The organism is Caproicibacter fermentans (assembly GCF_009746625.1).
GTDB classification, from domain to species: Bacteria; Bacillota; Clostridia; order Oscillospirales; family Acutalibacteraceae; genus Caproicibacter; species Caproicibacter fermentans.
The window spans coordinates 106,847-125,106 of record NZ_VWXL01000047.1 but is presented as its reverse complement, the minus strand read 5'-3'; the positions used below and the strand labels follow the sequence as shown (position 1 = coordinate 125,106).

Sequence of the window (18,260 nt, the reverse complement as noted above, 5' to 3'; positions counted from 1 at the left end):
TTTTGGACCTACTGAACCGTAATGTCCGCGCCGCCCTGCCATTTTTTGCTGATTTGCGTCAGTGTTCCGTCGTCGTGCATGGCCTGAACGATTTCGTTCAGCTTGTTTAATAGGGACGTGTCGTTTTGATTCACTGCGATTCCCATTTTTTCAACGCGCATAACTTTGCCAAGCAGTTGAAACCGGTCGCCTTCCTTCATTTTGCGTTTGGCTTCCAGCGCCACCAGCCGGTCGGTAATGACTCCGTCAACCCGACCGCTGATTAGCTCCAGCATCGTCGAATTGTCGTCATCGTAAAGAGCACTCTCCGCGCCCAGGGCGTTTACATCCTGCTCGAAATTTGTGCCGGTCGCAACGGCGATTTTCTTACCTTTCAGTTGATTGGGATCGGTGAAGCCTGAATCGCTTCTTACCACTAATTGAGCCCCCGAATAATAGTACGGAGTCGTAAAATTGACGGACTGGAGCCGCTCCTCCGTGATCGCCATGCTTCCAAGGATCGCATCGTATCGACTGTTGCGCAGCCCTTCGATCAGACCGGACCACTCACTGGTAACGTAATTCAGTTTGACGCCCATCCTCTTGGCGATTTCTTGCCCAACGTCCACATCAAAGCCGATGACATTGCCGCTGTCATCTATGTAATTAAAGGGCGGGTAACCGCCGCTGCCGACCACCGTTAGCTTGCCTGCGTCTAATACGCGCTGAAGACTGGTGTCGCCGCTTTTCGGCGCACTGGCCTGGCTTCCGGATGTGTTGACGGCCGACTGGCCGTCCTGCATTCCGCTAGAGGGAGAACATGCGGACAACAGCATGCATACCGAAAGAGCAGCTGCGATCATCCGGCCAATTCTTTTCATAATCATTTTGGTCTCCTTTCAAATAGCAACTTACAATTTTTAACTTTGTTGTGAGTTGTAGCATCTATTAAAAATATAGTTCCAATTCATTCTTTAAGAACTAATTGGAAAATAATAACAGGCAACTTACATATTCTGTAAAGTTGTCTGTTATTATAACGGATTTTTATCAAAATGTCAAATTTGCCGTATTGGTTTCCTGTTGCATCGGGTTCGATGCAGGCTGCGATATCAGTCGTATCGCAGCGTACAGATTATATGCTGCGGTTTGGGACGCCTTATCGAAGCGGATCCGGGTAGCGGTATTGCTTCCCTTCAAAATTTTTCATGACGGTTTCCCGGTTGTCCATGTGAACAATGTAATCCATAGAGGCGGGGGTTTTCCCTCCGCCTCCGGGCAGATCAATCACAAACTCCGGTACGGCGAAGCCGGAAATATAACCGCGGATTTGCTTCATCATTTCGATGCCTTCCGCAACAGGAGTTCGAAAATGGCCGATGCCGCTGGAAAGGTCGCACTGATACAGGTAGTAGGGGCGAACGCGGATTTGAACCAGCCCGGTAAACAGCCTGATCAGGGTGTCCCGCCGGTCGTTAACGCCGCGAAGCAGAACGCTCTGGTTTCCCAGGGGAATGCCGGCGTCCACAATTTTTTCGCAGGCCCGCGCGGAATCGGGCGTAATTTCGTCCGGATGGTTGAAGTGAGTATTGATCCAGATCGGCTGGTACTTCTTCAGCATGGAAAGCAGATGGTCGGTAATCCGCATCGGCAGTACCACGGGAGTCCTGGTTCCGATGCGGATGATTTCCACATGAGGAATGGAACGAAGCCTCTGAATGACTTTTTCCAGCCACTCATCCGATAATACAAACGGATCGCCGCCGGAAAGAAGAACATCCCGAACCTCCTGATGCCGCTCTATGTAGCCGAACGCCTTGTCGAGATCATCGGCGCCCAGAGAAAAATCTTCGCATCCGACCATTCTGCGCCGGGTGCAGTGCCGGCAGTACATGGAGCATTGATGGGTCAGAAGGAACAGAACTCTGTCCGGATAGCGGTGCACCAGCCCGTTTTCGGGGGAATAGCGGTCTTCACACAGGGGATCCGTCTGGTCGCAGGGATCAACCTGAAGCTCGCGGATGGACGGAACCGCCTGCTTTCGAATCGGACTGTCCGGCTGGTTCGGATCAATCAGGGAGGCGTAATAAGGTGTGATCGCCATACGGAAGCGCCGAAGGCATTGTTCGATTTCAGCCTGTTCTTTGTCGGGAAGGGGAACGACCTTTGCAAGCTGTTCCGCGGTTGTGATTCTGTTGTGCATCTGCCATTTCCAGTCGTTCCACTGTTCAGCCGCAACCCCCGACCAGGGCCCGGCGTTATGATAACTGTTTATGGAAGATCCCCTCGATTCAGAGCGACCGGGTTCATCCCGTATCGCACAAGCGCGCTGTTCAGAACGCTCAAAATCAAGGTCCTGTAATCCATGCCGCAAAACTCCGCCAGCATGGGGTAGTCGCTGTAATTGGGGGCCAGACCGGGCAGAGGGTTGATTTCGATAAAATAGAGAGTTTCATCCTCTGAAAGGCGGAAATCGATCCGTGAAAAATCCCTGCATTCCAGCGCTTGATAGATTTCTTTTGCCGTTTTTTTCATGAACTCGCATAATTCCGGGTCAAGACTGGCCGGGCATTGGTATTTGACATAATGCCGATAGTTTTTTTTGATCCTGTAACTGTAAATCCGGTTCCCAATCCCTTGCTGAAGATAGCAGATTTCCATCGGTTCAAACACGGTCAGCCGGTCTTCGTTGCCTAAAATGCCAACCGTGAATTCACGCCCGGGGATGTACTCCTCCAAAAGCATGGGTTCATCGTAAAGGCTGAAATTCCTTGCAAGGACTCCGTCTAATTGTTCCTCGTTTTCCACCACGGCAAGCTCGGTGATTCCCTTGCCGGAGCCTTCGGAATCCGGCTTGACGATCAGCGGAAACCGGAGGGAAGCGTTTCGCCGAGCCTGCGGGTTTTTCAGATACTGATAATGGGGGGTTGTAATCTGATAGGTCGAAAGATATCGCTTGGCAAGCGCTTTGTCCAGCGATACGGCAAGCGTCGTTTCATCCGAGCCGGAGAAGGGAATGCCCAAAAAACTCAAAATGGCAGGGATCTGCGATTCCCTGCCTCTGCCCTGGGTGCCTTCGGCGATGTTGAAAACAAGATCGACCCCGGCGCTTTTTACTTTTTCAATAAATTCAGAGTCGGCTTCTAAAAGCTCTGCGCGAAGTCCCGCAGATTCCAGCGCTTCCCGTATGGCTTTGATCGTTTCGAAAGAGTCGTATTCCGCCTCCATGTCTTCGGCCCCAGATGAAGAACCCTTTTGCAGATTATAAGCAATTCCGATTTTTAACGGGGGAGGAAAGCTGTCATTTTCCATTCAAAACACTCTCGTTTTCTTTATAAATTTTGAGAGAACCACCGTTTATTTTTGCTTGCTTCATTATAGCAAAATGGATGTAAAAGAAAATCTTGAAAAATCGCCGTTTCTTCACAAATGCGGCAATGTGGAATCGTTTTTCTCAAATATCCGGCTGGCCCTGTTACTTTCGAAAAATGTCTGGGTCAATCATCGAATGTCAAACTTTGTTTTTATTCTCCTGTGACAGAAGCGCATATTTGGGAAGAGAGTGTTCCGCGCGATTCGCCTTGTTCTCCGGGAATTGAAAAAAATTAAACCGTCCCTTGTTGAACTGCCGGTTTTTCTGAAGTATAATTAATTGTGATTTCTGAATAAAATACCTTTTTTTCAGACGAAATCATTGGCTTTTCGTTCGCTTTTACTTCCGTGAAAAGGTGGCTGGTCCTATCAATATCCGCAAAGACCTGAACTTGAGATTTACCGTTTGGTATTCCGCGGCGCAGGGCTTTTACTGGTCTGCGTTTTGCAGCAGCCTGAATTTCGCGTCGGTGTTTCTGCTGTCTAAATCGTTCAGAAACAGCCAGATTGGCATTGTGCTTGCTGTCGCGAATATTCTGGCGGTATTTTTGCAGCCTTTGATTGCCGGACTGGCCGACAGATCGGAGAAAATTACGATAAACGGCATCATTATTGCGATGGCGGGAACAGCGGGCGCCTTCGCTGCGGCTCGGTGCTTTCTTTCACATGTTTCCCCCGTCCTGGCGGCTCTTTTTATCCTTGAGCTTACCGTTCTTTTTAGTTTGCAGCCCTTTCTGAACTCCTTGGGAATGAGGATCATTAATCAGGGCATTGAAATCAACTTCGGCTTTTCAAGAGGATTCGGATCCCTGTCGTATGCCGTGCTTTCCGTTCTTTTGGGAATTCTGGTTCAACAATTCGGCACGAATTCGCTTTCCGTTATTTCGGTTGGACTTTATTCGGCGCTTTGTTTGGTGATTTTCTTTTTTTCAAAGTGCCAGTTTGCTTTGAAATCCGGAACAGTCCAAACGGAATCTTCCCAAGGACAAATGGAGTCTAAGAGCGCGAATCCGGAGTCTGTGCTATCATTTTTGTCCCATAACAAACGATTTGCGGCATTGATGGTCGCGGTTTCTCTTACATTTTGCTCTCACTCCATGATCAATAACTACTTTATACAGATTACGGAGCATGTGGGCGGCACCTCGAAAGAAATGGGGATCGCAACCGGGATTGCGGCGGCGATTGAATTGCCCGCGATGATGCTCTGCGATTTCCTTGTCAGAAAGATCCGCTGCAGCTCAATTTTAAAATTTTCTCTCGTTTTCTTTACGGTGAAAACAGTGATCACTTTGATGGCGACCAGTGTCCGGATGCTCTATGCCGCGCAGGTGCTGCAGTTCTGCTCTTATGCGCTGTTCATTCCGGCTTCCATCTATTATGTGAATGAAGTGATCAAAGAAGAAGACCTGGCCAAGGGCCAGGCCTTCATGACGGCCGCAACCACCTTCGGCGGAGTTACGGCCAGCTTGTTCGGCGGACTTCTTTTAGACAGCGAAGGAGTCGGAACCATGCTGCTGGTGGGGGTAATTGCCGCCGCGCTGGGCGCCGCAATCGGGTTTTACGCAACTCAAAGGGTTGAGGTTAAAGAATGCGCGCCGGACAAAACGCAGCTTTAACCATGGCAGTGGGCGGTGAAATATGAAAATCGCAATTTTAGGGTATAGCGGCAGCGGCAAATCGACTCTTGCGAAACGATTAGCCGAATTTTATGGGATTCCCGTACTGTTTCTCGATACCGTCCAATATTTACCCAACTGGGTGGAAAGGGACCGGGTAGAGAGCTGCTCCATTGTCCGGAATTTTATGAGCAATGAGTCCTGGATCATTGACGGTAATTACAAAGAATTTCTGCAAAACGAGCGATTGCAGCGGGCGGACCGAATAATTATTTTAAATTTCCCCCGGGCAGTTTGTTTCTGCAGAGCCGTCAGAAGGTATCTGCAAAATAAAAACCGAACCCGTGAAAGTATGGCGGATGGATGTATTGAAAAGCTTGATCCGGAATTTATCTGGTGGATTCTTTATCGGGGGAGAACCAGAAGCAGGCGGGACCATTATCGCCGGATAGCTTCGCGGTATCCTTCCAAAACCGTAATATTGAAAACCCGGAATCAGATTGAACGTTTTATTCTGGATGTTTTTCGCGGATCACGCTGAGTGCCGTTCTCCGCATTCCTGTCGGGGATAAAAGTGAATCCGGGGCTTCGATCAGCTTTATGTTGGCTTTTCTTTCACAGGGTTACCGGAAGACGCCCCGCCGCGGAAAGTTCCCCGGAAAGAACCTTGGCGACAGCGTCGCACGCGGCCGCGCTGTATTCATAAGCCGCGAGAGAATAAATATCCGCAGACAGTTTTTTCAGTTCGTACGGTTCGCGCAGTGATACCGCAATGGTTGGAACGCCGGTTTCGGCCAGAAGATTTGCCGCTTTCAACTGCCCCGGATGCTTTAGGCCATAGTTGAGTCCAAACACAAAACAGCTGAAGCGGCCGGCATTTGCAAGAACAGGTTCAAGGTCCGCTGGGACCGGGTCCACCGGTGTGACGAGAGCGTGGCCGCCGAATCTCTCCGCCATTCGGCTCGGAAAAGACAGAGACCCGTTCGCAGTTTCCGCAACGACTGTGGTCTGGTGGATGGAGCTTCCGACAAAGCATGGATTTTTGCCAAGCGGGGGCAGCGTTTGGCCCGGTCTGCCGACCGGCGTAACGGACTTGGCAGTCATCTCCCGAATTGTCTCCCGGTCCGATATGCGGATTGCTTCAAGCGTTCCCTGCGGAGCTTGCGCATAAATCTCTTTCAGCTTTAAGATTTTTTCAACGGAAGCGTCTGATTCACTCAAATCCAGCTTTCCGCACCGCAGTGCGTCTTCTATTGCGAGAACCGCTTCCGACGCCAAAGCGTTGCTGTGAGAGATTAGAACCATATCGGCTCCGGCTCCGGCCGCGGCTACTGCGCCGTTGATGGTCCCGTAAAAGTCCTGAATGGCTTTCATCTCCAGACAGTCCGTAATCACAAGCCCGCCGAATCCCAGTTTTTCTTTCAGCAGCCCGGTCAGAATCCTGCGGGACATCGTCGCGGGAATTTTTTCGGGTTCGAGTGCCGGAAAAAGAATATGGGTGCTCATCATTGCCGGGAGCCCGTGCAGGATCGCCTGCCGAAACGGGACCAGCTCTGTTTCGAGCAGCTCCGGCAAGGACTTTCCCACGCAGGGCAGATTCAGATGAGAGTCCGCGTCGGTGTCTCCGTGACCCGGAAAATGTTTCGCGGCGCACAGAATTCCCGCCTCGAGAAGTCCGCGCATCATCTGAATACCAAACCGCGAAACCGGGTCCGGGGTATCCCCATAGCTTCTAACTCCGATAAGGGGATTTTCCGGGTTTGAATTCACATCCAGAACGGGGGCAAAATTAAAATTGACTCCAAGAGCCTTCAGCTCCCGGCCGGTGATTCTTCCGGCTTTGTAAGCATTCAACGGGTCTCCGGTCGCGGCGATCGCCATGGCGCCGGGAATGTTGACGGAATCGGAGGGCAGGCGCGTTACCGTGCCGCCTTCCTGGTCTATTGCAATCAAAGCTCTGCTTCCGGTTTCCGATAAAATCAGATCCTGAATTTCCCCGCACAGACGGGCGAGCTGAGACCGATTTTCAATGTTGCGGCGGAACAGGATCACGTTGGAAATCTGGTATTCCCGCACCATGGAAATGAAATCCGGATCCGGCGTGGTTCCCGCCAGGCCGGTCATGACGCGCTGGCCGGCTTTTTGCCGAAGAGTTAACTCTTTTCTCATAACGGCTGACCCTCTTTCCGGTTCCGGGCGTTCAGAATGGCTGCCTTCAGCCTGCCGCCGCAGGCCGCGAGAGCTTGGCGCGCATGAGTGGCATCCAACCCTGTTTCAATCATCAGGATGGCGGTTTTCCCATGCATGTCGGCCAGCTTCAGATATTTTTCGGCTGTTTCCGCATCCGCATGGGTTGCGGTCCGGATGATCCGGACCGAACGGTCGTACAGCTTCTGATTCCCGGCTTTCAGGTCGACCATCAGATTGTTGTAGACTTTTCCCATCTTGATCATGACAGCGGTAGTCAGCATATTGAGGACCAGCTTTTGCGCCGTTCCGCTTTTCATTCTGGTGGAACCGGTGATTACTTCCGGTCCGACGATGGGAGCGATGCAAACGTCGCAAATCGCGCCGAGCTTTGTGTTTGCATTGTTGACCAAGCCGACGGTTGTCGCCCCCAGTTCCCCGGCCCTTTTTACGGCCCCAAGAACAAAAGGCGTCCCTCCGCTTGCGGTAATGCCGACGACAATATCGTTTTCGGTAATACCATGGTCCATAATAAGGCGCTCGCCCGCCTCCGCGTCGTCTTCACAGCCCTCAACCGCTTCACGCAGGGCGCGGTCTCCGCCCGCGATAAAGCCCTGAATCAGGCTTGGGTCGGTTCCGTAGGTAGGGGGGCATTCGCTGGCGTCAAGTACGCCCAGACGACCGGACGTACCCGCGCCCACATAATACAGCTTTCCGCCGCGTTTCAGCGCTTGGAAACAAAGATCCACAGCCCGGGCAATGGGAACCAGCTCTTTTCGGACCGCCTGCGGTACGGTTTGGTCTTCTTCGTTCATCAGGGCCAGAATTTCTTCGGTTTCACATTCGTCGATATGAAGGGTTCTGGGATTGCTGCCTTCTGTTGTAAGACCCGACAGGTATTGATCCATTGACCATTCACCTTCTTAGATATCATAGAGAGTTTGGAGTTTTTAAAGGGATTTAAGCCTGCCCGTTCAAAAAGAAAAGACCAACCCGTTTTGCGAGTTGGCTTTCAAATACCGCAATATCAAAGACCGCCAATCATAGCTGCCCAGTTGCAGCCTTATATTGAACTTAATTATAAATTGAAGAATTCGGGTTGTCAATACAAGTCAAAATAATATTTTATAATGAAATTTTATTTCAAATCCTTTATTTATTACAGGAAAAGGTACAAAATAGTTGAAAAAGGATAACTTTTCATATAAGATATGAATAATTCTTGCCAATAAACTTCATCGAAACACCTGACAGAGGGAGTGAGTTTCATTACACTGGACGATAATATTTTTTTAAGGCTGCGGGGCATCCGTAATTCCCTGACGCCGGTGGAGAGAACCATAGAAGAGTATGTTTTTGCGAACAAAGACCAAATTCCGCATCTTTCCGTGAAAGGGCTGGCCCAAAAAAGCCACACCAGCGACGCTTCCGTACTGCGATTTTGCAAAACGCTTGGGTATCGCGGCTACCGGGACTTCATCGTGGCGGTCTCCGCGGCGCTGGGCTCGGCCGACAAAACGGAAAGCGAGTATACGGATATTCAGCCGGGGGATGACTTGCAGACGATCATCACAAATGTCTCCCGAAATAACCGGAAGTCCATCGAGGATACCATGAGCGTGATTGACCGGGATGCGATCGGCCGCGCCGTAGAACTGCTGAGAAAGGCCAGCCGCATCGATTTTTATGGAATCGGAGCTTCCGGACTGGTCTGCATGGATGCCCAGCAGAAATTCACGAGAATCGGAAAAACATGCTTTGCCTATACGGACGGGCATTCTCAGCTGACGGCCGCAAGTATTTTAAAATCCGGGGATGTGGCCGTGCTGATTTCAAATTCCGGAGATACGCTTGACATTCTAAACACGCTTGAGGTGGCGAAGGAATCGAAGGCCACGATTATTGCCATTACAAGATATGTAAAAAGCGAACTGGCGAACGAAGCGGATCTTGTGCTGAACTTTTCCACTCCGGAGATTACGATTCGCAGCGGGGCCATGGGGTCGCGCATTGCGATGCTCAACATCGTCGATATTCTGTTTACCGGCGTTGCAAGCGCGAATTATAAGAACGTGAAGGCCCTGCTGACAAAAACGCACAATGTACTGGCGGGTAAGCATAAGCATCTGAACTGGGACAAAGGCTGAAGACTGGACTGTTATTCAGGCGAAAGCCTTCTTGCGATGAAATAAAAATTCAAAAATGATTGATGCTTTGAAAGTTTATGTTGACAAATAAAACGTGAATGGCTACACTGATTTTAATTTAAGTCCGGTTTCAAAGAAAATGGCATGAAACCTGGGTACATAAGAGGGAATCCGGTATGTTATTCGGAATTGATCGATTGGAAGAATATGATAAACTGTTTCGCGGGAAAAGACTGGGGCTGATCACTTCGCCGACCGGGATTGACAGCCAGGGAAAAACGACCATTGAACTGATTCACAAAAGATTCGGCCTGCGCGCGCTTTTTTCACCGGAGCATGGGGTGCGGGGGAATCTTGCGGCGGGCGAAACGGTCGATTCTTACCGGGACGAAGAGACGGGCGTGCAGGTTTACAGCCTTTACCGAGAAAATTCAAAACGGCTGACGGAGGAGATGCTCCGTCAGGTTGACGCGGTGGTTTATGACATTCAGGACGTCGGCACGCGGTATTACACGTTCCTTTATACTCTTCAGTATGCTCTGGAGGATTGTGCAAAGGCAGGAAAATCCCTGATTATACTTGACCGCCCGAACCCGCTGGACGGCACGACGGTGGAGGGAAACTGCCTTCGGGAGGAATGCCGCTCGTTTGTAGGCGGCTATCCGCTTTGCATGCGCTACGGGCTGACGGCCGGAGAATTTGCGGCCATGGTCAACCGCAGAGAGCGGCTGGACTGCGATCTTCACGTTGTTCCCTGCCATGGCTGGCAGAGGTGTATGCAATTTCCCGATTACGGAACGGTATGGGTTCCGCCCAGTCCGAATATTCCTCGGTTTGACACGGCGCTGCTGTACCCGGGGACCTGTCTGTTTGAGGGTACCTGCCTGTCGGAGGGGCGGGGGACCGCTCTGCCGTTTGAAGCGGTCGGCGCTCCCTTTCTCCGCGCGGAAGAGCTTGCCGGGCGGATGAACCGGAAAGGGCTGCCCGGCGTGTGGTTCCGGCCGGTTCACTTTATCCCGTGCGCGTCAAAATACAGCGGCCGCATGTGCGGCGGCGTTCAGATCCATGTGACGGACAGGAAGAGTGCGCGCCCCGTCGACGTCGGAATACATCTTTTGAGTGATCTGCGGGCGGAATACGAGGAGTTTACGTTTCTTCCGCCGGAAAAGGTGGGCGGAAGGCGCTTTATCGACCTGCTGAGCGGGGATTCCGCGCTTGCGTCGTCGGTTCGCTCGCCGGAGGATATTTTGGAAGAATACCGGCTGGAAAGCCTCCGGTTCAGGGAACAAACGGAGCAATACAGGCTTTATGGATAACCAACCGTGAAAGGAAGCGTTTCTGTGATTGATCTTTTGGTCAGGCTTTATGAGATAGAGGAAAATCTCGAAGAGGAGCTTCGGCTGCAAAAAGAGGGGATCCGGGTATTCAGACTGCTTGCCACGGATATCGGCAAAGCGGTCGAGTTTGCACGTTCGTTCGGCGAGGGCTGGGCAAACGAGTGCATGGCGGCCTGTACGAATCATCCGCCCACCTGCTTTGTAGCGGTGAGGGAAAAGCAAATCGTAGGCTTTGCCTGCTACGACGCAACCGCAAAGGACTTTTTCGGTCCAACCGGCGTTTTAAAGTCGGAGCGCGGAAAGGGCGTCGGAGCGATTCTGCTGAAAAAATGCCTTTGTGCAATGCGCGCTCAGGGGTATGCTTACGCGGTAATCGGCGGAGTCGGCGACGCGTTGCCTTTTTATGAAAAAACGGTCGGCGCGACTTCTATCGAACGCTCCTCGCCGGGAGTTTATTCCACGCTTATAGGATTTTCCTCCTGACCGACGGAGGGATAATGGCTGAGATATGTTGTTATAACGACTAGGAGGGAAGAAAATGAAATCTGCACGAATACGTTCGTCCGCAGCCGCGCTGAAGCAGGCGCCGGATGAAAAAAGCGAAACGGCGGATGAAGCCCTTTGCGGCATGCGGGTCGATGTCCTTGAGGACGGCGGAGAGTGGCTTCGCGTCCGGACCGATTATCTTTACGAGGGCTGGGTGAGCGGGCATGATCTCTGTGTGGGCGACGAGGTTTTGCAGCGGTGGAGCAGCATGCCTCAAAAGCTCGTATGGCAGGCGTGCGCCGATGTGTTGGACGTCCCCAAAGTGCAGGGCCGCATTGTTGCGGGCCTGTACCGCGGGTCGCTGCTTGGCGTCACGGAAGAGTCCCAAAACGGCTACAGAAAAGTAAATCTCTGTGACGGACGCATGGGCTGGATCTGGGAAGGTTTCCTAACCGATCCGCCGTCGGACTGGAAAAGGAAAGAGCCGAAAGAACTGCGCGGAGCGCTGGTTCAGACCGCTTGCCTTTATCTGGGCGTACAGTACCGCTGGGGCGGGAAGACCCCGCTCGGCATCGACTGCAGCGGACTCTGCTCCATGGCCTATCTGCTGAACGGAATCAAGATCTGCCGGGATTCCCATATCCTTTCCGAATTTCCCATGCGGAAAATCAGCCTAGACCGGATTGAAGCCGGCGACCTTCTGTTTTTCCCGGGCCATGTGGCAATGTACATGGGGAACGGGCGTTACATTCATTCAACAGCGGGAGATAACTGCCACGGCGTCGTGGTGAACAGTCTTGACCCGGGCGCGCCGGATTACCGTGGAGATCTGCCGAAAAAGCTGCTTTGCTGCGGCAGCATTTTTGTCTGAAAAGGGCGGAGGACGGCATGGAGCAATATGTAGTTGGAATGGACGGCGGCGGAACCAAGACAGCCGTTTCCGTCTGTGACCTGTCCGCCACAGAGCGGGAGCGTTTTTCTTCCGGAGGCATCAATTACAACGGGACCGACGAGCGGAATGTTGAAAAAAGCATGCGTGAGATTTTCCTGCGGCTTGAGCAGTCCCGCGGGCTGAGTAATTGCCGCGCGGTTTGCCTTGGCGCGGCGGGAATCGGCAATCCGGAGGTTGGGGGCAGGCTGGAAAAGCTGATTCAAAGCTGCGGGTATCACGGCCCGCTCTGCATTACGGGCGATCAGCAGACCGCGCTGTTCGGGGCGATGGGAGAACTTTGCGGCGTGATTCTGATCGCCGGCACGGGCTCTGTCTGCTATGGAAGAAACCTGGAAGGCCGGGGACACCGGACGGGCGGGTGCGGCCATGTGATTGACGACGGCGGCAGCGGGTACGCAATTGGACGGGATATCCTTTCCGCCGTGGTCAGGGCCGGGGACGGGCGGGAAAAACCGACGGTTTTGTCCGGTATGCTCGCTTCCCGGAACGGACTGAAAACATCGGACGAAATCGTGCGGTTTGTCTATGATAAAAATACAGGGAAACGGGAGATTGCCGCGCTTGCCAAATTGCTGCCGGAAGCCTGCGCGCAGGGTGACGGGACGGCTCTGGCCATTGCGGACCGGTGTGTGACGGAACTGTTTCTTCTGGCTGTTCCGGTTTTAGAGCAGCTGGGATTTCAGAAGGGTTCCCTCGCGTTTTCAGGAAGTATTCTGCAGAAAAATCTTTTCATCCGTGAAGGACTTCTGAAAAAGCTGACGGAAGAGTATCCGGGGTTGGAATGCGTAATTCCGGCCAGGGACGCGGCTTACGGCGCCGCGATGATGGCACTGCAAAACAGCGGAGCCTGACGGCCCCGCAAAAAAGAGATCATTGCAGAGGAAGAGCCGCGTATGCAGCCGTGTGAAGGACCCTACGCAGCCTGAGCTGCGCATTGTTGTCGCGGGTGGGGTGTACGCGGTTGGTGAGCAAAATTACATAAAGCCCGGTTTGGGGAGAGACAAGCAGGTGCGTACCGGTAAAACCGGTGTGTCCGAACGCGGTCTGGTCGAAAAAAGCGCCGGAATAGCTTTGAAATCCGTTTGCTAAATGGAAGGCAAGCCCCCGGTTTTCATCCTGTCCGGGCGTGTAATTTCTGATGGCCGCCCTGAGCGTGGACTGCGACAGGTACCTGCCGGTTGGCGTTTCGCCTCCGCACGCGAGCATCCGGGCGAAATGAATGCAGTCGTTGATGCTGGAGAAAACTCCGGCGTTCCCGGAGACTCCCTCCAAAAATCTCGCGTTTTCATCATGGACAATTCCGCACAGCCATTCGCCGGTCTTGGGATCTTTTTCCGTAAACGCCGTGTTTTCCCGCAGGGCAGGGTCGGATAGTCTTCCACATTTCAGCCTGTGATAAGAGGTTGAGGACATTTTGAGCGGGCGAAACACGATTTCTTCCGCCAGTCGATCGAGCCGACCGGATAGAATCCGCTCCAGAATTTTTCCAAGAAGAATAAATCCGGTACAGCTGTAAATCACGGTGCTTCCACAGACAGCGGCCGGAGGAGTGCTTAAAATCAGGCTTACGCAGTCCTCCGGGTCGGAAATCGAATCCTCCAGCAGAATATGGGCGGGAAGGCCGCTGGTGTGTGTCAGCAGATGAAAAATCGTGATCTGTTTCTTGTCTTCCGGGACCCGGTCGCCAAGATATTTTGCGATCGGATCCGCAAGATCGAGTTCTCCGGATTCCAGAAGTTTCAGCGCGATCATGCCGGTGGACATGATTTTTGTCATGGACGCCATATCGTAACGTGTCTGCTCGTTGACGGGCCGCCCCTCCGGAGTAAACGAGGTGACGCCGTAGGATTCCCTGACAAAAAGACGGTCTTTCATTCCAATGGCAAGTTCCGCAGACGGAATAGAACGGTTCCGGACGGCTGCTTCAACCAATTCAGCAGCTCTTTTAAAATGAGGGTCCAACATTCTTTTTCCTTCTTCTTTGATTTTTTCTCATCATAATCGCTCAAATCAAAAAATTCAAGACAAAATAAAAAATAAAATTTCAAAATTTTCAATCAATTTGAAATAAAACTATATTGACAATGCTGTGTAATGTTGCTATGATGTTACCTAAAGATGAGCGATGAGGTTCTGGAATCGTTCATCTTTTTTGATTTTTTACCCTAAAGCCCCGAAAATCTATGCAGTTTAACAAAGATATAGGAAATATCCTGATTGGATTAAAATTACAAGGAGGCATGTGTTATGAAGTCAAAAAGAAAGGGCGCTGCATTTTTACTTGCCTGTGTTATGGTTATTTCCGCCTTGGCGGGATGTTCGGGCGGGGCCGACAAAGCCAAAGATACGTCCGGGGATCAAGTTACGCAGGGTCCCCACGGGATTGAGTATGCGGCCGATCAGACCCTTCGCACGGTTTACAGCAGCGAGGCAACGTCACTGAACCCGTTTGCCGACGGTTCCGCAAACGACTGGGAGGCGCTCTCCAACTGCATCGACGGACTGGTGGAGGTGGACCAGTACAAGAATACAGTGCCCTCTCTGGCGGAAAGCTGGACGGTCAGCGACGACGGAACCGTGTATACGTTTAAAATCCGCAAGGGGCTTCAGTGGGTTGACACGGAAGGCAACCAGATGGGCGAACTGACCGCCAAAGACTTTGTAACCGTTGCAAACTGGATTTGCGACCCGGCAAACGCGTCCGGCTCCACCCTGTATTTCAGCGGGATCGTAAAAGGCGCCAAGGATTTTATCGCCGGTAAAACCAAAGACTTCAGCACCGTTGGTTTTAAAGCCGTGGATGACAATACCCTGCAGATCACTTTGGAAGGTCCGCTCCCGTATTTCCTTTCTTACTGCGGCAGCTACATGCCGGCCTATGCCCCCCTGTTTGAAAAGCTGGGCAGCAAGTACGGCGCGGATAACAACTCCATGTATTACATCGGCGCGTACCGCATGACGACATTTGCGCCGCAGTCGAAACGGGTCTATGAGAAAAACGACAGCTACTGGGATTCGAAAAACGTACATATCAAGAAAATCATCAGCACCTATAACGCCGAGGCAACCACGCTTGCGCCGGAGATGTTCCTGCGCGGCGAGGTTGACAAGGCGCCAATCAGCACGGATATTCTGGACCAGTGGATGAAGGATTCGAAAACGAAGGATATCGTCATCCCAAGCCTGCCGGACACCACCTATATGTTCTATTACGCGTTCAACTATATGCCGAAATTCGACCAGAAGTACGAGCCGGACAACTGGAATAAGGCGATCAGCAACGAGAACTTTCGCCAGTCGCTGTACTGGGGGCTTGACCGTTACAAAGCGCTGCTGACAAAGGACCCGTACAATGCTCAGATGCTTCAGTCAAACAGCGTTACGCCGAAAGACTGGTGCAGTGTGGACGGCAAGGATTACACGGAAATCGGCGACATGGCCGCGATTACCTCAAGGGCAAATTATAGCTTCGATTCTAAGAAAGCATTGGATTATAAGGAAAAGGCCAAGAAAGAACTTGAGGCGGAGGGGGTCACTTTCCCGATTAAAATGCTGATGCCCTATAACCCCACAACCACCTACTGGGCCAAAGAGGTTCAGGTCGTCAAACAGCAGCTCACCGGTTTGCTTGGCTCCGATTATATTGAGCCGATTCTAGAAGCAGGCCCCTCCACCGGATTCCTTTCCTCCGTTCGCCGCACCGGCGATTACGCGTTCATGAAGTGCAACAACGGCGCTACGATCGCGGACCCGGCCGCGTGGCTGCCGGCTTTCGCGAAGGAGAACAACTGGACCTTCCTTGACCAGGCGACGGACCCCGCGGTAAAATCTCTGGCGGATCAGTATTATGCGATGGTGGACGACGCAAACTCCGTCTACACAAAATCGACGGAACGCTATGAGAAATTCGCAAAAGCGGAAGCGTTCCTGCTGAACCACGCGCTTGTTATCCCATACTCCACGGATAACAAGGATTATATGGTAGAGCGCCTGAATCCGTTTGAAGCGGAAGATAGCACGTCCGTACGCTTTAAATATCAGCGCGTGCTGAGCAAGGCGCTGACGAAAGACCAGTGGACGGAACTTTACAGGGATTGGCAGACTGCCAAGGAAAAATCGATTCAAAAGTAGTCACAAGCCGACTTTAAAATATGACTGACAAAATTCCTTGCTGTGGAAGAAAGCGGTGCCCGGCATGGAATTTTGCCATACATTCCGGCAGGAAATATTCTGAATCAAGGGGGGCTGTCGCGCTTATGCTGTGGTATTGTGTCAAACGGTTGCTGCGCTCCCTGGGCAGTCTTTGCATTATAATTGTGATTGTCTTTTGCCTCTTAAGGCTGATGCCGATTGAAGGCTATTTTCCAAATTACGATAAAATGAGTGCCCAGGAAATTCAAAACGGATTGCAGAAAATGGGATTGACCGCTCCGCTGTATCAGCAGCTGTTTCATTTTTTCGGAGAATTGCTTCATGGGGATTTAGGAGTGTCGAATATCTACCGCGTCGATTATCCGATTGTCAGGATTATCGCGCAGAAAGCGCCCGTTTCCATTGAGTTCGGACTGATCGCAATGGCCATCAGTCTGCCGCTTGGTCTGGTCCTCGGCGTGCTGATGGCGAAGAAGAAAGGCGGATTCTGGGACCAGTTCGGCACGGCCTATATCGTATTTATCGAGGCGGTCCCTATTATGCTGATCTATCTGTTTCTTCAGTTGTACGGCACCGGTGTGTTCCATCTTGGAATCCTGTATGATTCCGACAAGCCTGCCACCGCTATTTTGCCCGTTCTTTCGCTTGCTCTGCCCTCTGTTTCCGGGTATGCCATGTGGCTGCGCCGCTTTATGGTCGACGAATCCAACATGGAGTACATTAAATTTGCAAAAGCCAAAGGCGTGCCGAACAACGCCATCTGGTTCAGGCATGTATTCCGGAACGCGATGGTGCCCCTTGTCCAGTTGATTCCGGGTTCTCTGCTGCTGACTATCGCCGGTTCCATCTATGTCGAATCGCTGTATTCCATTCCCGGAATGGGGGGACTGCTGGTAGATGTGATTAAACGGCAGGACAACACCATGGTACAGGCGCTGGTCATCGTTTTTGCCGCGTTAAGTATCTTTGGGCTTTTGCTGGGCGATATCTTAATGGCGATTGTAGATCCGCGCATCAGTCTAACGAAAAAGGCGGTATCCAGATAATGTCGAAGTTTTCAATTACGGAACAATACACCGAAAAGCTGGAAAAGCCTCTGCTGGAAGAGCTGAAACAAAAGGCAAAAAATTTGAAAGACGATCTGACGCCGGAGGAGATTTCCAAGCTGGAGCCAAGGCTGTTCAGCCGGGTGGAATATAATCAGGGCGAGGCCGAAAAGGTCGGATATTCGGATTATTCCTATTGGAGGGGAACCCTTCGGATGTTCCTGAAAGACAAGGTCGCCATTGTTACGCTCTGCATATTGGTGGTCGTCATTCTGTTTACACTGCTTCAGCCGCTGATGCCGGGGCAGATGGATCCCAACCTGATTAACAACGACCCGACGACCGGGATGCAGATCAGCAATCAGAAACCAAATGCTACCTTCTGGTTCGGTACAAACTCCATCGGGCAGGATCTTTGGAGCAGGCTGTGGGCGGGCACCCGGACTTCCCTGTTTATCGGTCTTTCGGTCGCGCTGATTCAGACCGTGGTCGGCATCGGCATGGGGGTCCTGTGGGGTTACATCAGAATGCTCGACTTTTTCTTTACGGAGCTTTATAACGTGGTCAGCAATATCCCGACGACCATTATCCTGATTCTTGCGTCTTACATTATGAGACCGAGCGTCAGCACCATCATTATTGCCATGTGCATTACCGGTTGGCTCGGCATGGCGCGGTTTATAAGAAACCAGGTGCTCATCATCCGCGACCGGGATTTTAATCTGGCGTCACGGTGCCTGGGAACTCCCACCTGGAGGCTGATTCTTAAAAATCTTCTGCCTCAGATGGTGTCGATCATTACGCTGCGCATGTCGCTGGCCATTCCGGGCGCGATCGGCTCCGAAGTGTTTCTGACCTATATCGGCTGGGCCTGCCGGTGGAAACGCCATCCCTCGGCAACCTGGTCGATCAGGGGCGCGTGCTGATGATGTCCCCGGCGCTGCGGTATCAGCTGATTTTCCCCGCCGTTGTTGTTTCAGTGA

At 51.9% G+C, this 18,260-nt stretch carries 16 protein-coding genes; 10 read left to right on the top strand and 6 right to left on the bottom strand.

The window, feature by feature from the left end:
• Positions 1 to 8: 8 nt before the first annotated feature.
• The 3 genes from CAFE_RS07350 to CAFE_RS07340 form a co-directional block, all read right to left on the bottom strand.
• Positions 9 to 860, bottom strand: a complete 852-nt coding sequence (locus tag CAFE_RS07350; RefSeq protein WP_166525092.1) for a transporter substrate-binding domain-containing protein — start codon at positions 858 to 860, stop codon at positions 9 to 11.
• Positions 861 to 1,138: 278 nt separating this feature from the next.
• Complete coding sequence (locus tag CAFE_RS07345) at positions 1,139 to 2,254, bottom strand: KamA family radical SAM protein (RefSeq protein ID WP_330593882.1); 1,116 nt, start codon at positions 2,252 to 2,254, stop codon at positions 1,139 to 1,141.
• Positions 2,251 to 3,291 (bottom strand): D-alanine--D-alanine ligase family protein, encoded by a 1,041-nt coding sequence (locus CAFE_RS07340; protein WP_156990226.1) that lies wholly within the window; start codon positions 3,289 to 3,291, stop codon positions 2,251 to 2,253. The genes CAFE_RS07345 and CAFE_RS07340 overlap by 4 nt, the downstream gene beginning before the upstream one ends.
• A gap of 452 nt (positions 3,292 to 3,743) precedes the next feature.
• Between CAFE_RS07340 and CAFE_RS07335 the strand changes: the two genes are divergently transcribed.
• Together CAFE_RS07335 and CAFE_RS07330 are read left to right on the top strand one after the other, a co-directional pair.
• Entirely contained in the window at positions 3,744 to 4,970 is a 1,227-nt protein-coding gene (locus CAFE_RS07335; RefSeq protein ID WP_166525091.1) for an MFS transporter, read from the top strand.
• Positions 4,971 to 4,992: 22 nt separating this feature from the next.
• Positions 4,993 to 5,511, top strand: coding sequence for a P-loop NTPase family protein (locus CAFE_RS07330; protein WP_156990224.1), 519 nt, complete (start codon positions 4,993 to 4,995; stop codon positions 5,509 to 5,511).
• 74 nt (positions 5,512 to 5,585) lie between these two features.
• Here the strand turns inward: CAFE_RS07330 and nagZ are convergent, their stop codons facing one another.
• Positions 5,586 to 7,139 (bottom strand): beta-N-acetylhexosaminidase, encoded by a 1,554-nt coding sequence (gene nagZ, locus CAFE_RS07325; protein ID WP_156990223.1) that lies wholly within the window; start codon positions 7,137 to 7,139, stop codon positions 5,586 to 5,588.
• Positions 7,136 to 8,065 (bottom strand): N-acetylmuramic acid 6-phosphate etherase, encoded by a 930-nt coding sequence (murQ, locus tag CAFE_RS07320; protein ID WP_066648948.1) that lies wholly within the window; start codon positions 8,063 to 8,065, stop codon positions 7,136 to 7,138. The genes nagZ and murQ overlap by 4 nt, the downstream gene beginning before the upstream one ends.
• 351 nt (positions 8,066 to 8,416) lie before the next feature.
• On the opposite strand from murQ, the gene CAFE_RS07315 reads away from it, so the two are divergent.
• From CAFE_RS07315 to CAFE_RS07295, 5 genes are all read left to right on the top strand, one after another.
• Positions 8,417 to 9,304, top strand: coding sequence for a MurR/RpiR family transcriptional regulator (locus tag CAFE_RS07315; protein ID WP_228725041.1), 888 nt, complete (start codon positions 8,417 to 8,419; stop codon positions 9,302 to 9,304).
• Between the two features lie 176 nt (positions 9,305 to 9,480).
• The gene (locus CAFE_RS07310) at positions 9,481 to 10,620 is read left to right on the top strand and encodes an exo-beta-N-acetylmuramidase NamZ family protein (RefSeq protein ID WP_156990221.1); all 1,140 of its coding nucleotides are present in this window, start codon (positions 9,481 to 9,483) and stop codon (positions 10,618 to 10,620) included.
• 24 nt (positions 10,621 to 10,644) lie between these two features.
• Entirely contained in the window at positions 10,645 to 11,124 is a 480-nt protein-coding gene (locus tag CAFE_RS07305; RefSeq protein WP_330593879.1) for a GNAT family N-acetyltransferase, read from the top strand.
• A gap of 55 nt (positions 11,125 to 11,179) precedes the next feature.
• Complete coding sequence (locus CAFE_RS07300; protein WP_156990220.1) at positions 11,180 to 11,998, top strand: NlpC/P60 family protein; 819 nt, start codon at positions 11,180 to 11,182, stop codon at positions 11,996 to 11,998.
• Positions 11,999 to 12,015: 17 nt separating this feature from the next.
• The gene (locus CAFE_RS07295; RefSeq protein ID WP_156990219.1) at positions 12,016 to 12,930 is read left to right on the top strand and encodes an N-acetylglucosamine kinase; all 915 of its coding nucleotides are present in this window, start codon (positions 12,016 to 12,018) and stop codon (positions 12,928 to 12,930) included.
• A 19-nt stretch (positions 12,931 to 12,949) separates the two neighbouring features.
• Here CAFE_RS07295 and CAFE_RS07290 read toward each other — a convergent pair whose 3' ends face one another.
• Positions 12,950 to 14,044: a serine hydrolase domain-containing protein gene (locus tag CAFE_RS07290; RefSeq protein ID WP_156990218.1), complete on the bottom strand. Its 1,095-nt coding sequence runs from the start codon at positions 14,042 to 14,044 to the stop codon at positions 12,950 to 12,952.
• Between the two features lie 282 nt (positions 14,045 to 14,326).
• Here CAFE_RS07290 and CAFE_RS07285 point away from each other — a divergent pair, with 282 nt between their 5' ends.
• The 3 genes from CAFE_RS07285 to CAFE_RS07275 all read left to right on the top strand — a co-directional run bounded on the left by CAFE_RS07285 (position 14,327) and on the right by CAFE_RS07275 (position 18,203).
• Positions 14,327 to 16,210 (top strand): peptide ABC transporter substrate-binding protein, encoded by a 1,884-nt coding sequence (locus CAFE_RS07285; protein WP_156990217.1) that lies wholly within the window; start codon positions 14,327 to 14,329, stop codon positions 16,208 to 16,210.
• A gap of 125 nt (positions 16,211 to 16,335) precedes the next feature.
• Complete coding sequence (locus CAFE_RS07280; RefSeq protein ID WP_156990216.1) at positions 16,336 to 17,277, top strand: ABC transporter permease; 942 nt, start codon at positions 16,336 to 16,338, stop codon at positions 17,275 to 17,277.
• The gene (locus CAFE_RS07275) at positions 17,277 to 18,203 is read left to right on the top strand and encodes an ABC transporter permease (RefSeq protein ID WP_330593878.1); all 927 of its coding nucleotides are present in this window, start codon (positions 17,277 to 17,279) and stop codon (positions 18,201 to 18,203) included. The genes CAFE_RS07280 and CAFE_RS07275 overlap by 1 nt, the downstream gene beginning before the upstream one ends.
• Positions 18,204 to 18,260: the final 57 nt, after the last annotated feature.